General features: G+C 64.3%; 12 protein-coding genes. 2 read left to right on the top strand and 10 right to left on the bottom strand.

Annotated elements, in window-relative coordinates; genetic code table 11:
• Positions 1–194: 194 nt before the first annotated feature.
• The 4 genes from NKJ17_RS08530 to cysG form a co-directional block, all read right to left on the bottom strand.
• Entirely contained in the window at positions 195–959 is a 765-nt protein-coding gene (locus NKJ17_RS08530; RefSeq protein WP_352506614.1) for a phosphoadenylyl-sulfate reductase, read from the bottom strand.
• Positions 934–2,604 (bottom strand): nitrite/sulfite reductase, encoded by a 1,671-nt coding sequence (locus NKJ17_RS08525; RefSeq protein ID WP_352506615.1) that lies wholly within the window; start codon positions 2,602–2,604, stop codon positions 934–936. Before NKJ17_RS08525 ends, NKJ17_RS08530 begins: the two co-directional genes overlap by 26 nt.
• A 73-nt stretch (positions 2,605–2,677) precedes the next feature.
• Positions 2,678–2,983: a DUF2849 domain-containing protein gene (locus tag NKJ17_RS08520; RefSeq protein WP_352506616.1), complete on the bottom strand. Its 306-nt coding sequence runs from the start codon at positions 2,981–2,983 to the stop codon at positions 2,678–2,680.
• Complete coding sequence (cysG, locus tag NKJ17_RS08515) at positions 2,980–4,431, bottom strand: siroheme synthase CysG (RefSeq protein WP_352506617.1); 1,452 nt, start codon at positions 4,429–4,431, stop codon at positions 2,980–2,982. Before cysG ends, NKJ17_RS08520 begins: the two co-directional genes overlap by 4 nt.
• 435 nt (positions 4,432–4,866) lie before the next feature.
• On the opposite strand from cysG, the gene NKJ17_RS08510 reads away from it, so the two are divergent.
• Entirely contained in the window at positions 4,867–5,316 is a 450-nt protein-coding gene (locus tag NKJ17_RS08510) for a baeRF12 domain-containing protein (RefSeq protein WP_352506618.1), read from the top strand.
• A 177-nt stretch (positions 5,317–5,493) separates the two neighbouring features.
• On the opposite strand, the gene NKJ17_RS08505 is transcribed toward NKJ17_RS08510, so the two are convergent.
• The 5 genes from NKJ17_RS08505 to NKJ17_RS08485 form a co-directional block, all read right to left on the bottom strand.
• On the bottom strand, positions 5,494–6,246 hold the full coding sequence (locus tag NKJ17_RS08505; RefSeq protein WP_254816795.1) for an SDR family NAD(P)-dependent oxidoreductase: 753 nt from the start codon (positions 6,244–6,246) through the stop codon (positions 5,494–5,496).
• A 61-nt stretch (positions 6,247–6,307) separates the two neighbouring features.
• The gene (locus tag NKJ17_RS08500) at positions 6,308–8,560 is read right to left on the bottom strand and encodes a transglycosylase domain-containing protein (RefSeq protein ID WP_352687941.1); all 2,253 of its coding nucleotides are present in this window, start codon (positions 8,558–8,560) and stop codon (positions 6,308–6,310) included.
• A gap of 425 nt (positions 8,561–8,985) precedes the next feature.
• Positions 8,986–9,237, bottom strand: coding sequence for a hypothetical protein (locus NKJ17_RS08495; RefSeq protein WP_352468327.1), 252 nt, complete (start codon positions 9,235–9,237; stop codon positions 8,986–8,988).
• A 43-nt stretch (positions 9,238–9,280) separates the two neighbouring features.
• The gene (locus NKJ17_RS08490) at positions 9,281–9,901 is read right to left on the bottom strand and encodes a ribonuclease D (protein WP_023675237.1); all 621 of its coding nucleotides are present in this window, start codon (positions 9,899–9,901) and stop codon (positions 9,281–9,283) included.
• Positions 9,902–10,004: 103 nt separating this feature from the next.
• Positions 10,005–11,390, bottom strand: a complete 1,386-nt coding sequence (locus tag NKJ17_RS08485) for a M20/M25/M40 family metallo-hydrolase (RefSeq protein ID WP_352506620.1) — start codon at positions 11,388–11,390, stop codon at positions 10,005–10,007.
• 442 nt (positions 11,391–11,832) lie between these two features.
• Here NKJ17_RS08485 and polA point away from each other — a divergent pair, with 442 nt between their 5' ends.
• Positions 11,833–14,781: a DNA polymerase I gene (gene polA / locus NKJ17_RS08480; RefSeq protein ID WP_352506621.1), complete on the top strand. Its 2,949-nt coding sequence runs from the start codon at positions 11,833–11,835 to the stop codon at positions 14,779–14,781.
• A gap of 110 nt (positions 14,782–14,891) precedes the next feature.
• Here polA and NKJ17_RS08475 read toward each other — a convergent pair whose 3' ends face one another.
• Positions 14,892–15,296 carry a Fur family transcriptional regulator gene (locus tag NKJ17_RS08475; RefSeq protein ID WP_023721937.1) on the bottom strand — a complete coding sequence of 135 codons (405 nt, stop codon included), beginning with the start codon at positions 15,294–15,296 and terminating at the stop codon, positions 14,892–14,894.
• Positions 15,297–15,503: the final 207 nt, after the last annotated feature.

Genomic DNA, 15,503 nt, shown 5'->3' with positions numbered 1-15,503 from the left:
GTCCAAAGAGTCTAAAGTGCGAAGCACCTCAGGGTGCGTTGAGATTCAGGTCAGGCCGAGCCGGAGCCGAAGGCGGGCGCGAAGCGACCAAACTGCGTTGCTTCCGAAAACCGGAGCGGAGCGTACTCTTTGGTACGCGAGCACCGGAAGCGCAGGAAGCCGCCATTTGCAGGCCGGCTGAATATCAATATGCCCTAAAGTGAGGCGTCAGTCAGCGACCTTTCCAAACCCGACAAGTGGATGCCGCATTCGGTCTTGGCGTGCCCGGCCCAGCGGCCGCTGCGCGCGTCGTCGCCCGGTTGCACCGGCTGCGTGCATGGGAAGCAGCCGATCGACAGATAGCCATAGGCGACCAGCGGGTTTTCACGCAGCGCATGCGCGCGCATGTAGCCGGCCTGGTCCGATGTCGTCCAGTGCGCCAGCGGATTTATGCGGATGCGCGAGCCGACCGCCTCGAACACCGGGAGCGCTGCCCGGGTCGCCGCCTGGAAGCGCTTGCGGCCGGTGAACCAGGCGCGGAACGGCTCGACGCCGCGCGCCAGCGGCTCGACCTTGCGCACGTCGCAGCAGGCGTCGGTGTCGGTCTCGTTCAGATTGCCGGTCGGGTCGATCCTTGCCAGCGCCGCATCGTCGGGCCTGATCACCCGGATATCGGTCAGCCCGAAATCGGCGGCCAGCGCGTCACGATAGCCGAGCGTCTCCTCGAAATGCTTGCCGGTGTCGAGAAAGATCACCGGCAGCGTGCGGTCGATCTCGGCGATCATGTGCAGCAGCACCGCCGAATCCGCGCCGAAGGACGAGACGGCGGCGATTTCGCCGTGAAAGAATTCCCGGGTTGACCGCTCGATGATCTCCAGCGGCTTCAGATGGCCGTAGAGCGCGTCGAGACCCGCCGCTTGGGCGGCGATGCCGGCCTCGACGTCGACAATACGGTCAAGCGGCCTTGGCTTCGCCAGCATAGAGCGCCTCCTTGAACGGCGCAGGACCGACACGGCGGTAGGCGTCGATGAATCTTTCGTTTCTGTCCAGCCGAAGCCCGAGATAGGTCTCGACGATCTGCTCGATGGCATCGGTGATCTCTTCCGAACTGAAGCCGCGGCCGATGATCTCGCCGACCGAGGTGTTCTCGTCGGCCGAGCCGCCGAGCGTCACCTGGTAGAGCTCGGCGCCTTTCTTCTCGACCCCGAGGATGCCGATATGGCCGACATGGTGATGGCCGCATGCATTGATGCAGCCGGAAATCTTCAGCTTCAATTCGCCGATCTCGCGCTGGCGCTCCAGTGAGGCGAAGCGCCGCGAGATTTCCTGCGCCACGGGAATCGAGCGCGCCGTCGCCAGCGCGCAATAATCGAGGCCGGGGCAGGAGATGATGTCGCTGATCAGGTTCGAATTGGCCGTCGCCAGCCCGATATCGACAAGCGCGTCATAGACCGCCTTGAGGTCGGCCCGCGCGACATGCGGCAGGATCAGGTTCTGCTCGTGGCTGACGCGCAGCTCGTCGAATGAATATTTTTCGGCAATGTCGGCGACCGCTTCCATCTGGCTGTCGGAGGCATCGCCCGGCGTCTCGCCGATGCCCTTGAGCGAGATGGTCACCGCCGCGTAGTCGGGATGGCGATGGGTGACCACATTCTGGTCCAGCCATTCGGAAAAGCTCTTGGAGTCGAGGCGGGCAAGCTTGACCGCCTCGTCGCCTTCCGGCCGATCGACAAGCGGAGGCGGCGCGAAATAGGCGTCGATGGCGCGGATGTCTTCTTCCGGCAGCCTCAGCTCGGCGTCCTTCAACGCCTGCCATTCGGCCTCGACCTGGCGGGTGATCTCCTCGACGCCGGTCTCATGGACCAGGATCTTGATGCGCGCCTTGAACTTGTTGTCGCGCCGGCCATAGAGGTTGTAAACGCGCAGGATCGCCGTGCAGTAGGACAACAGATCCGCTTCGGGCAGGAAGTCGCGGATCTTCTTGGCGACCATCGGCGTGCGGCCCTGACCGCCGCCGACATAGACGGCGAAACCGAGCTCGCCGGCGGCGTTCTTCTTCAGGTGCAGGCCGATGTCGTGCGTCTGAATGGCGGCGCGATCGCGCTCGGCGCCGGTCACCGCGATCTTGAATTTTCGCGGCAGGAACGAGAACTCCGGATGCACCGAGGACCATTGCCGCAGGATTTCGGCATAGGGGCGCGGATCGGCAACCTCGTCAGCGGCGGCGCCGGCGAAGTGGTCGGCGGTGACGTTGCGAATGCAGTTGCCGCTGGTCTGGATGGCGTGCATCTCGACGCTTGCCAGATCCGCCAGGATCGCCGGAATGTCCGACAGCGCCGGCCAGTTGAACTGGATGTTCTGGCGCGTCGTGAAATGGCCGTAACCCTTGTCGTATTTGCGGGCGATGTGGCCGAGCATGCGCAGCTGCTTGCTGTTCAGCGTGCCATAGGGCACCGCGATGCGCAGCATGTAGGCATGCAGCTGCAGATAGACGCCGTTCATCAGCCGCAGCGGCCGGAACTGGTCCTCGGTGATCTCGCCGGCAAGGCGCCGCGCGACCTGGTCGCTGAACTCGGCGACGCGGGCCTTGACGAAATCGTGGTCGAACTCATCGTAACGGTACATATTCAGGTCTTTCCGGGCGCGTCCGCCCGTTATTTTCTTCGTTCGAGCATGATCGGGACCATGCTTGTGTCATCTATGCCGCGTGGGCGGCTTGCGGACGGGCCTGCTTGCCCAGATCGTGACGGGTGGTCGGGCCGGCGGCACGGATCTTTTCACGCAGCCGGACCGCTTCGACCGTGCCGTTGGCCACGGTCACGTCTATCAGGTTGACGTCGACCACTTCGTTGTTGGCGGAGGCCTTGGCGCCGATCGCCTCCAGCCGGTCCTCGGCCGCCTTGTCATGGGCGATGTCGGCATGGTCGATGGTCTCGGCCCAGCCGCCATTGGCGTACCAGACGGCTATGCCGTCGGCGAGGCGGTTCGCGGTCAGGACTTTCATTGGTTCACTCCTTGCGCGGCAGCACGGGCCACGCTTTCCTGCCTGTGTGCCGCCAGCGGCTCGGACCGTTCGAAATTGGCGCCGGCGACGGCGTCGCCGATGATTGTCATCACCGGGCCGCTGAGGTCGGCGCGCGCCTCCAGCGACGGCAGGTCGGCGAGCGTGCCGTGGAAACGGCGGCGGTTGGCAAGGCTGGCATTCTCGACCACGGCGACGGCGGTATCCGGCGACAGGCCGGCTTCGATCAGCCGGCCGGCGACCTCGGCGGCGACCGAGCGCCCCATATAGACGGCGACCGTCGCGCCGGAAATGGCGAGCTTTGCCCAGTCGGGCAGCGAATTTCCCTTGAGGTCGTGGCCGGTGGTGAACACCATCGACGACGACACGCCGCGCAGCGTCAGCGGCAGTTCGAAATCGGCGGCGGCGGCGAAGGCCGCGGTGACGCCCGGAACCACTTCGTAGGCGACGCCGGCATCGCGAAGTGCCGCCATCTCCTCGCCGGCCCGGCCGAACACCAGCGGGTCGCCGGACTTCAGCCGCACGACGCGCTTGCCGGCGTGGCCAAGCTCGACCAGCAGCGCATTGATTTCGGCCTGGCTCTTGGAATGGCAGCCCTTGCGCTTGCCGACCGGCAGGCGCTCGGCATCGCGGCGGCCCATGGCGACGATCGCCTCCGGCACCAGCGCGTCATGGACGATCACGTCGGCTTCCATCAGCAGGCGATGGGCGCGCAGCGTCAAAAGGTCCTCGGCGCCGGGACCGGCACCTACAAGCGCGATATGGCCCGATGCCGGTTCTGTCGAAAGCAGCAGGCCGACGGCCGCATCATGCGCCTGCGAAAGCTCGCCTGCCTCGACAGCTCGGGCCGGCGCGCCGCCAAAGAAATCGCTCCAGAAGCGGCGGCGGGCATTGCCCTTCGGCAGCAGTCTTTCGGCGGTGTCGCGAAACGAAGCGGCGAGCGCCGCGAGCGGCCCGAGCGAGGGCGCCAGCATGCGGTCGATGCGGCTGCGCAGCATCTGCGCCAGCACCGGGCCGGCACCTTCCGTGCCGATGGCAATGGCGACCGGCGCGCGGTTGACCAGTGCCGGCGTGAAGAAATCGCATAGCTCCGGCCGGTCGACGGCATTGACCGGAATGCCCAGCCGGCGCGCATCCCCGGCAACGCGGCGATCGAGCGCCTCGTCGCCGCTGGCGGCAAACACCATCACCGCACCATTGAGATGTGCCGCATCATAGGCGTCGGCGATGTGGGCGGCCCCCGTCTCGGCGATAAAGGCCAGCAGCTCCGGGCTTGTTTCATCGCTGACGATGCGCAGCTCAGCGCTCGACTGCGCGAGCAGCCGCGCCTTGGCCAGCGCTTCCTCTGCGCCGCCGACGATGGCTACGGCTTCGCCCTCGACCCGCATGAAGACGGGAAAGGCATTGAGCTTGGGCGTGGCTTGCGGCATGACGAGCGGAATCCTGGAACCTTTTGTCAGTTCTACGCGGGGGCGCGAAAAACCAGAAGGCACCCACTCGCGCATCGCTTCGTAGCAGGCAATCTCTTTTCTGCAAGCATGAAGGCCAAGAGAAAAATATTCCACATTCAAATGCGGAGCAGATTGAAGCTGCTGTTGCAGCCCTTGATCCGCTGCCTTTTTAGCGGCCGGAGGAGCTAACCACAAACCAGATTTTTCTAAATTCTATCAATTTAGTAGATTAAGCCGCCGGATGCTGACCGAGCGATCGACGGCAGCCCGCGCTCTCGCCGACCCTGTCGGAGCACCGGGTCCGAGTGCCGGAACATTCCCGCCTCGGTACGCGTTTGCCCTATGGACCCGGGCCGGTCACACCCCTGCGGCAAAGGCCCGGCGGTGGGTTCGAAAATCAAAAAGGAGCGCCCCATGAGCAACGTCAGACTGAAACGCGGACTGTGGATCGTGGTGGCAGATGGCGAAAAGGCGCTGTTCCTCGAGAACCGTGGAGACGTCCAATATCCCGACCTTCAAGTCGTGCACGAGATGGAACAGGAAAATCCGGCAACCCGAGAACAAGGCACGGACCGCCCCGGCCGCTACAGCGACGGCCCTTCAATCCACCGCAGTGCGGTCGAGGACACCGACTGGCACCGTCTCGGCAAGGAGCGTTTTGCCGAAGAGATTGCCGACAGGCTCTACAAGCTCGCCCATCGCGGCACATTCAAGGAGATCGTGCTGATCGCGCCGCCGCCGGTGCTGGGCGACATGCGCAGGAAACTGCACAAGGAGGTCACCGACAAGTTAACGGCCGAAATTCCAAAGACGCTGACCAACCACAGCATATCCGATATCGAGAGCCTGCTGCAGGCGAGCTGATCGGGCATCGGCGGCGTGCAATTTCCTTATTAATCCCAGGCTGGAGCAGGTCCTCCCGTCAAGGATGGGGAGAGGGGGTCGCCAGCGCTGGGGATCCCCCTTCTCCCCGTTCTTCACGGGGAGAAGGTCCCGGCAGGGAATGAGGGGCAGCGCCGACGATTGACAAAACTCAGCCGCTCAAACGTGCTGGCCGCCGTTGATGTGAATTTCCGAGCCGGTCACGTAGGACGCCTGCTGCGAGCACAGGAAGAAAATGATGTCGGCAACTTCCGCCGTGGTGCCCAGCCGCCTCAGCGGGATCGTCTCGACGATTTTTTCCGTGCCCGGCGACAGGATCGCCGTATCGATCTCGCCCGGCGCAATCGCATTGACGCGGATGCCGTGCGGGCCGAAATCATGCGCCATTTCGCGCGTCAGCGAGCCGAGCGCCGCCTTCGATGTCGCATAGGCGGTGCCGGCGAAAGGATGCACGCGGGTGCCGGCGATCGAGGTGACGTTGACGATCGAGCCCTTGGCCGAAGCCAGCTCCTTGAACAGACCGCGCGCCAGCATGATCGGGGCGAAGAAATTCACCTGGAAGACGTCGCGCCAGACATGCATCGGCGTGTCGATCGAGTTCATGCGGCTGTTGCCGTCCTTGAGCTTCGGCGAGATGCCGGCATTGTTGACCAGCGCATGCAGCTGGCCGCCATGTGCTTCCAGGCGGTGGCGAATCTCGGAGATGGCGATGCCGACATCCTCCTGGTCGGCGAGATCGACCTTGATATGGTCTTCCGGGCCGGCCGGCCACGGGCAGTCCTCGGCAAAGGCCTGGCGCGAGCAGGTGATGACGCGCCAGCCTTCGCGTGAAAAGCGCTTGACCGTGGCATGGCCGATGCCGCGGCTGGCGCCGGTCAGCACGATCGTCTTTCTGGTGTCGAGTTCAGCCATGTCGCTTGTCTCCAGGCGGACATGTAGCGGAACACGGTCGCGGTTGCGAGGGGGATCAGCCTCAGCCGCCCGTCAGAATATCCAATATCGAGGTCTGCCGCTTCTTGACCGGGCCGCCGACTTCGCCGGGCGGCACCGGGTGCTTGATCGATGCGGTGGCGCTGTCGACGCCCGGCATGGCCAGGCCGCCGGCATCGACCGTCTCGGCAGGACGCACGGGACGCGAGGCCGGCTGGGTAGCTGCTGTTGGCGGTGCCGACTGGCCCACGGAAGCGACCGGCGCCGGCGGCGCCGTGTCGGACGGTATCTCGTCCGGGACGATGGTGTCGGGCGGCGTCGACTTCCAGGTTCCAGGCAGCGGCCGCACCGGCACGCCCTCATGCGCGGCGACCATGAACTCGTGCCAGGCCTGCGCCGGCAGCGCGCCGCCGGTGACCTTCTTCATCGCGCTGCCGTCATCGTTGCCGAACCAGACGCCGGTGGTCAAATTGGCTGTATAGCCGATGAACCAGGCGTCGCGCGAATTCTGGCTGGTGCCGGTCTTGCCGGCCGCCGGCCAGGCGAACGCCGCCTTCCTGGCAGTGCCGATCTCGACCGTGCCGGTCATCATCGAGTTCATCATACCGACGACATCGGGCTTGACGACGCGCGGCGCACCGCCACCATTGTTTTCGTAGAGCACCTTGCCGTCACTCGTCGTGACCCGGCGGATGAAATGGATGTCCGGCTTGTAACCGCCATTGGCGAAGGGAACATAGGCCGAGGTCAGTTCCAGCGGCGTCACTTCGGAGGTGCCCAGCGCGATCGAGGTGTTGGCCGTCAGCTCGGACTGGATGCCCATGCGGTGCGCCGCCTCGACCACCGCATTCGGCCCGACTTCCATGGTCAGCTGCGCGGCCACCGAGTTCAGTGATTTTGCCAGCGCCGTCGCCAACGTCACCTTGCCGAAATATTTGCCGCCGTAATTGTCGGGCGTCCAGTTGCCGATCTTGATCGGCGCGTCGTTGCGCACGCTGTCGGGCGTGCGGCCGGATTCGAGCGCCGCCATATAGACGAACGGCTTGAACGCCGAGCCCGGCTGCCGGCGCGCTTCCGAAGCACGGTCGAACTGGCTGGTCGAATAGTCGTAACCGCCGACCATCGCGCGCACCGCGCCGGAATTGTCGATCGACACCAGCGCGCCCTGGCTGACATTGAGTTTTTTGCCGCTCTGGTCGATCAGCCGGCGGATCGATTGCTCGGCGAGCTTCTGCAGCGTCAGATCGACGGTCGTGTCGACGACGATGTCGCGGCGCACGTCGCCGATCAGGTCGGGCAGTTCTTCCATGATCGTATCGGCGACGTAGTTTTCCGAGCCGGTCCAGTACGACGGCGCGCGTGTCGCCGGCGCGCTCATCGCCGTGGTCTGCTCCTTGGCGCTGATCTTGCCCTCGTCGCGCATCGCAGCGAGCACCAGCTGCGCGCGCTGCTCGGCCGCCTTCGGGTCGCGCGCCGGCGACAGCCGCGACGGCGCCTTGAGCAGGCCGGCGAGAAGTGCCGCCTCCGACAGCGTGACGTCACGCGCGCTCTTGCCGAAATAGCGGCGCGAGGCTGCTTCGACACCATAGGCGCCAGAGCCGAAATAGACCCGGTTGAGGTACATTTCGAGGATCTGGTCCTTCGTATGCTTGTGCTCCAGCCACAGCGCCAAGAGCACTTCCTGCACCTTGCGTTCCAGCGTGCGGTCCGGCGTCAGGAACAGGTTCTTGGCCAGCTGCTGGGTCAGCGTCGAGCCGCCCTGCGAAAAATGCCCGCCCAGCACATTGGTCACCATGGCCCGGGAAAGGCCGATCGGGTCGATGCCGAAATGCGAATAGAAGCGGCGGTCTTCGATGGCGATGACGGCCTCGGGAATATAGGGCGACATTTCGTGCAGGCCGACGGCCTCGCCGCCGCTCATGCCGCGATTGCCAAGCAGCTGGCCGTCGACCGAGACGATCTTGATGTTGGGGGCGCGATCGGGAATGGCCCAGGTGGTGGCCGCCGGCATTTTCGCGCCGTAATAGACGACGATGCCGGCAGTGGCGATGCCGCCCCAGATGGCCAGCACGAAGCACCAGTAGAACAGCCGGCCAAGCACGCCGAACACGCCGCGCCGGCTTTTGCCGCGCCCGCCACGAGACGGCTTGGCCTTGGTCGATTTGCGCTTTGCAGCGGCTTTACGGTTGCTCGGCACGACGCGGTCCTCCTCGCTCACCGAAAAACCGGCCGAGGATCTCGCCCCCGGCGATGCCTCGAAGCTGGGCTCGATGCGGTTGTCTTTCCGGTTCGCCATGCGCTGTGCTGTCTTCCCGATGCTTATGGCGTTGGGGTTGAAGACTAGATGCGGCGATTTAAGGGCGGGTTAAGTCGGGAAAAATCGAAGTAAAGTGTATTCAACCGTTTGCGGAGCAGGCGCGGCCCGCGACAGCGCCAAAGCCGGAAATGAAAAAACCCGCCTCGGCGGGCGGATTGTTGGAGCCAATGAGCACCATAGCGACATTAGTAGCATAGTTGCCGGCACAAAGCAAGAACAAAATACGCGTTGCCGCACAATAGTCGTTCGGTTGCGCTGCCCCTCACCCTTACCCTCTCCTCGTGAAAGACGGTGCGAGGGGAGATCGCCGGCGTTGCGGCCAAGCCCCTTCTCGCCGTTCTCACGGGGAGAAGGTCCCGGCAGGGGTTGAGGGGCAGCGCCGAGTTCGACCGTTGCGACAACCCTCAGTCGTCCGCGTCCGGGTCGTCGGAGGCCGGCCGCCAGCTGATTGGCTCGATCTTCCTTTGCGTATGGCCGTCCGTATAGGCCCACCAGCCGGCATCGCTTTCGTCCCAGTCGCCGCCGGCCGCCTTCAGCCGGTCGAGCGAACGGTATTGCGCGATGCTCTCGTTCATCACGCCGTCGCTGTCCTGCCAGTAGACCGTGATCTTGGAACCGTCCTTGGGTGCCGTCTCGATTGGTTTTCGCGCAGCCATTTCAATTCCTCCCGGCCGACGGCGTTAAAGTGCCAGAAGGCCATTAGCTGTGGGCGAAGATGTCCTCTTCATCCCAGCCCATCAGGTCGAGTTTCGCACGCGTCGGCAGGAAGCGGAAGCAGGCATCGGCCTCCCTGGTCCGGTTGTCGCGTGCCAGACGCGCGCTCAGTACGTCGCGCAGCCGGTGCAGGTAGAGCACGTCGGAGGCGGCATATTCGAGCTGCTCAGGCGACAGCGTCTCGGCTGCCCAGTCGGATGATTGCTGCGCCTTCGACAGGCCGACCCCGAGAAGCTCGAAGCAGATGTCCTTCAACCCGTGCCGGTCGGTGTAGGTGCGCGTCAGCCGCGACGCGATTTTGGTGCAGAACACCGGCTCCGGCATGACGCCGAAGGCGTTGTAGAGCACGGCGAGATCGAAGCGGCCGTAATGAAAAAGCTTGGTGATGCTGCGGTTCTTGAGCAGGCTGACGAGGTTCGGCGCCTTCTTCTGGCCGGGCGCAATCTGGATGACGTCGGCCGAGCCGTCACCCGGCGAGATCTGCACGACGCAGAGCCGGTCGCGATGCGGGTTCAGCCCTAGCGTCTCGGTGTCGATGGCGACCGCCCCGACATCGTAATGCAGCAGGCCGGGCAGATCGTTTTTGTGGAAACGTATGTCGCTCATCGTCTTCTCCGGTCGCGGCCCCGTGCAGCGATGCGCGACGGACCGTGCCCGTCCTTGCCGCGATCCGGCGAAAAATCAACAAAAACTTGAGTCTGGCGCAATTTCAGCGTGTCAGCGCCTCGAGAATGCGCGCCCAGGAGCGCTGGCCCTTGTGGAAGGAGCTCATCTCGTACTTCTCGTTCGGCGAGTGGATGCGGTCGTCGTCGAGGCCGAAACCGACCAGCAGCGATTCCATACCGAGATAGGTCTGGAAATCGCCGACCACCGGGATCGAGCCGCCGCCGCCGGTTATTACCGCCGGCTTCGGCCATTCGTCGGACAGCGCCTGCTTGGCCTTGGCCAGGAAGGGCGAGTCGTAGGAAAGCTGGATTGCCGGCGAGCCGCCATGCGGATGAAATTCGACCGAGCAGTCCGCTGGCACGCGCTGCCTGGCAAATGCCTGGAAGGCGGCGCGGATTTTTTCCGGATCCTGTTTGTGGACCAGGCGGAAGGAGACTTTTGCCGAGGATTGCGCGGCGATCACCGTCTTGAAGCCCTTGCCGGTATAGCCGCCGATAATGCCGTTGAACTCGGCCGTCGGTCGCGCCCAGGTGAGCTCGAGCACCGAGCGGCCCTTTTCGCCGGACGGAATCGACAGGCCAATCGGGCCGAGGAAGGTCTCGGCCGTCTCGCCGAGCGACAGCCACGACTGCAATATCTGCGACGGCGTTTCCTCGACGCCGTCATAAAAACCTGGAATGGTGACGTGACCATCGGCATCGTGGATGTCGGCCAGGATCTTTGCCAGGATGCGGATCGGATTGGCGGCCGCACCGCCATAGAGCCCGGAATGCAGGTCGCGGTCGGCGGCAGTCACCGTGATCTCCTCGCCGACCAGCCCGCGCAGCGAGACGCAGATCGACGGCGTATCGCGGTCCCACATGCCGGTGTCGCAGACGAGCGCGAAATCGGCCTTGAGCTCGTCCGCATTCGCCTCGAGAAACGGCTTCAGCGACGGCGATCCGGACTCCTCCTCGCCCTCGAACAGGATTGTGATTCGGCACGGCAATCCGCCATGCACCTGCTTCCACGCGCGGCAGGCCTCGACGAAGGTCATCAGCTGGCCCTTGTCGTCGGCCGCGCCGCGGCCGGTGATCACCTTGTGGCCGGGCTCGATCTCCTTAACCGCCGGCGCGAACGGGTCGCTTTCCCACAGCTCGATCGGATCGACCGGCTGGACGTCGTAATGGCCATAAAACAGCAGATGCGGCGCGCCCGCCGGCCCATCGTGATGCGCGACCACCATCGGATGCCCCGGCGTGTCGCGCAAGCTGGCGTCGAAGCCGATCAGCTTGAGCTCGGCGACCAGCCATTCGGCGGCCTTGCGGCAGTCGGCGGCGTAGTCCGGATCGGTGGAGATTGACTTGATGGCGAGCAGGCCGAACAGGCGTTCCAGGCTCTGGTCAAAGTTCTTGTCTAGGCGGTCGAGAACAGGGGAAACTGCGGACATCTGGCGGGCCTTTCGATTCTGGCGGCAAATCTAGAGTCCATGCGGCGAAACGGAAAGCCCGCGACCGTTGGGCCACAGCTTCCTGTCCAACGGCAAAAAAATGCCGCCGTGGTGGAGGGGAACCACGGCGGCCTTTACTCGAAACGATGCGGCAGCCCGGAGAGGGGGGATAGGCTGCCGCAAGTGTCCGGGATAGGCGGGGGACGGGCCTTGCTCCGGACTTCGGCGAAAACTGCCGATGCGTTTTATCTGTGTCTGCGAACGTGGCGATTCAAGGGCACAAAAATTACACTTTTGTAACATAGGCGTGAGCGAACAAAGCTGCGGCCAAGCGCCAGGGCCGGCCAAGCTCGCACGCCATTTGTCAGGGTGTTGCCGGAACCCTTGGCGCAAGCCGCCTTTGGCATGGACCGCGGCGCTGCGCCGCGCTATCCCTCGTGGCATGAAAAAAGGCGATCATCTCTTCCTTGTCGACGGCTCCGGCTACATCTTCCGTGCCTATCACGCGCTGCCGCCGCTGTCCCGCAAGTCCGACGGGCTGCCAACCAGTGCCGTGCTCGGCTTCTGCAACATGGTCTGGAAGCTGACGCAGGACGCCCGCAACACCGATGTCGGCATCGTGCCGACGCATTTCGCCGTGATTTTCGACTATTCGTCGAAGACCTTCCGCAACGACCTCTACCCCGAATACAAGGCCAACCGCTCGGCGCCGCCGGAAGATTTGATCCCGCAATTCGGCCTGATCCGCCAGGCGACCAGGGCATTCAACCTGCCATGCCTCGAGACGGAAGGCTACGAGGCCGACGATTTGATCGCCACCTATTGCCGGCTTGCCTGCGAAGCCGGCGCCGACACCACCATCATCTCCTCCGACAAGGACCTGATGCAGCTGGTCGGCCCAACGGTTGCCATGTACGACCCGATGAAGGACCGCCAGATCGGCGTTTCCGAGGTGATCGAGAAATGGGGCGTGCCGCCGGAGAAGATGATCGACCTGCAGGCGCTGACCGGCGATTCGGTCGACAATGTGCCGGGCGTGCCCGGCATCGGGCCGAAGACGGCGGCGCAATTGCTCGAACAGTTCGGCGACCTCGACACGCTGCTCGCCCGCGCCGGCGAGATCAAGCAGGACAAGCGGCGCGAATCGATCATCGCCAATGCCGACAAGGCGCGCATTTCGCGTGACCTGGTGAGGCTGAAGAACGACGTGCCGGTGACCGAAGGGCTTGACGAGTTCGTGTTGCATGCGCCGGACGGCCCCAGGCTGATCGGCTTTCTCAAGACCATGGAATTCTCGACGCTGACCCGCCGCGTGGCCGAAGCGACCGGAACCGACGCGGGCGATGTTCCAGCCACTCCCGTCACCATAGAGCGTGCCGATACCGCGCATGGCCCCGATATGGGTTTTGGCCTGCCCGCGGTCGCCGAGAGCGCGCCGCCGCCGGACGAAGCGGCACTCGAAGCCCCGACCGCAGCCAAGCAAGGCGACACCCCATCCCTGCTTTCGGCGCTTCGCCTGGAGGCTGCCACCGCCCGCAAGATCGACACCAGCGCCTACGCCTGCATCCGCGACGCCGCGACGCTGAAGGTCTGGATCGCCGAGGCGATGGAGAGAGGCATCGTCGCCTTCGACGTTAAGGCCTCCTCGCCCGATCCGATGCGGGCCGAACTGATCGGCCTTGCCATGGCCGTCGCGCCTGGCCATGCCGCTTATGTGCCGCTTGCCCATAAGAACGGCAATGGCGACCTGCTCGGCGGCGGCGCGGTCGAAAACCAGATCCCGGTCCGCGACGCGCTGGCGTTGCTCAAGCCGCTGCTCGAGGACAAGTCCGTCCTCAAGATCGTGCACGACATGAAATACCGCCTTGTCGTGATGAGCCGTCACGGCATCGAGGTCGGCCCTTATGACGACACCATGCTGATCTCCTACGTGCTCGAGGCCGGCACCCACGGTGGCCACGGCCTGGAGGCGCTGGCCGATAAATGGCTCGGCCACGCGACCATTCCGCTGAAGGAACTGGCCGGCTCGGGAAGAAGCTTCGTCGGCCTCGATCAGGCCGACCTCGACAAGGCGACGGCTTACGGCGCCGAGCACGCCGACGTCGCGCTCAGGCTCTGGCAGGTGCTGAAGCCACGGCTTGCCGCCAAGGGCCTGGTCTCGGTCTATGAACGGCTGGAACGGCCGCTGGTGCCGGTCTTGGCGCGGATGGAACAGCGCGGCATCTCCGTCGACCGGCAGATCCTGTCGCGGCTCTCCGGCGAACTGGCACAGGGTGCCGCACGGCTTGAGGACGAAATCTACCAGCTGGTCGGCGAACGCATCAACATCGGCTCGCCAAAACAGCTCGGCGACATCCTGTTCGGCAGGATGGGCCTGCCCGGCGGTTCCAAAACCAAGACCGGCCAGTGGTCGACCTCGGCGCAGCTTCTCGAAGACCTCGCCGCCGAAGGCCATGAATTGCCGCGCAAGATCGTCGACTGGCGCCAGCTGACCAAGCTGAAATCGACCTATACCGACGCGCTGCCCGGCTTCATCCATCCCGACACCAAGCGCGTCCACACCTCCTACGCGCTTGCCGCGACGACGACCGGGCGGCTTTCGTCCTCGGATCCCAATCTGCAGAACATTCCGGTGCGCACCGTCGAGGGTCGAAAGATCAGGACGGCTTTCATTGCCGACAAGGGCAACAAGCTGGTTTCCGCCGACTACAGCCAGATCGAGCTGCGCGTGCTCGCCCACGTCGCCGAAATCCCGCAGCTCAAGCAGGCCTTCGCCGACGGCGCCGACATCCACGCCATCACCGCGTCTGAAATGTTCAACGTGCCGGTCGAGGGCATGCCTTCGGAAGTGCGCCGCCGTGCCAAGGCGATCAATTTCGGCATCATCTACGGCATTTCCGCTTTTGGCCTCGCCAACCAGCTGTCGATCGCGCGCGAGGAAGCCGGCGACTACATCAAGAAATATTTCGAGCGTTTCCCCGGCATCCGCGACTATATCGATGCGACCAAGGCCTATGCCCGCGAGCACGGCTATGTCGAAACCATTTTCGGCCGCCGCATCCACTATCCGGAAATCAGATCGTCAAATCCTTCGGTCCGTGCCTTCAACGAGCGCGCCTCGATCAACGCCCGCCTGCAGGGCACCGCCGCCGACATCATCCGCCGCGCCATGATCCGCATGGACGATGCCCTGGAAAAAGCCAAGCTTTCCGCCCGCATGCTGCTGCAGGTGCATGACGAGCTGGTCTTCGAGACCGTCGAAGCCGAGGTCGAGGCGACGATCCCGGTCGTCTGCCACGTCATGGAGAACGCCGCCATGCCGGCGGTGTCGATGTCGGTGCCGCTGCACGTCGACGCCCGCGCCGCCGACAACTGGGAAGAGGCGCATTAGCGTGCGGACGTCCGCGGCCGACCAATTGTAATCTGTAGCGATCTTTCGCGCCCCCTCTGTCCTGCCGACATCAAAAGGTCGCCACCGCTATGTTGCGGCCTAACCGGCCTTCAAGCCGCTTCAGCCAAACACTTCGCACAAGTCCCACGAAACTCGATCACCGCCTTCTTGGCGGCGAAGCCGGTCGAGCGCACCCATTCGTCGAGCCGGTGGCCGACATCGTGGTCGGAGAACTCGGTCACCTGGCCGCAGCTGTCGCAGATGGCAAACGCCGTCATCGAATGGCTGTGGTCGTGCGGCTCGGCACAGGCGACGAAGGAATTGAGGCTTTCGAGCCTGTGCACGAAGCCGGACTTCACCAGCGTGTCGAGCGCCCGATAGACCTGCAGCGGCGCGCGAAAACCGCGCTCGCGCAATTGGTCGAGCAACGTATAGGCGCTGAGCGGCCCGCTGGCGGCCTCGAGTTTCTCGAGAACGCAAAGCTGGTTCTTCGTCAGTACATCCCTTGCCGCCATGATCCCGTTCCAAGCCGCTTCCGTGCCGATCGCTGCCATTAGGCATGCAATCCGGCCTCTTCCACTGAGATAGCGACGAACTGCCTTTTTTGCTACTGTTTGTATTCGCAGCCGATGGTCGGCTGGCCGGCGACGCCCATATTCAAAATACTGACATCCTCGGCCAGGCTGGCCGTGCTTGAAGATTCGATCGGGCTTGGGGAAGCA

Origin of the sequence: Mesorhizobium sp. M0208, assembly GCF_040322015.1 — a bacterium.
In the GTDB taxonomy this organism is placed as follows: Bacteria; Pseudomonadota; Alphaproteobacteria; order Rhizobiales; family Rhizobiaceae; genus Mesorhizobium.
The sequence above is the reverse complement of the archived record's forward strand: the minus strand, read 5'-3'. Positions and strand labels throughout refer to the sequence as shown.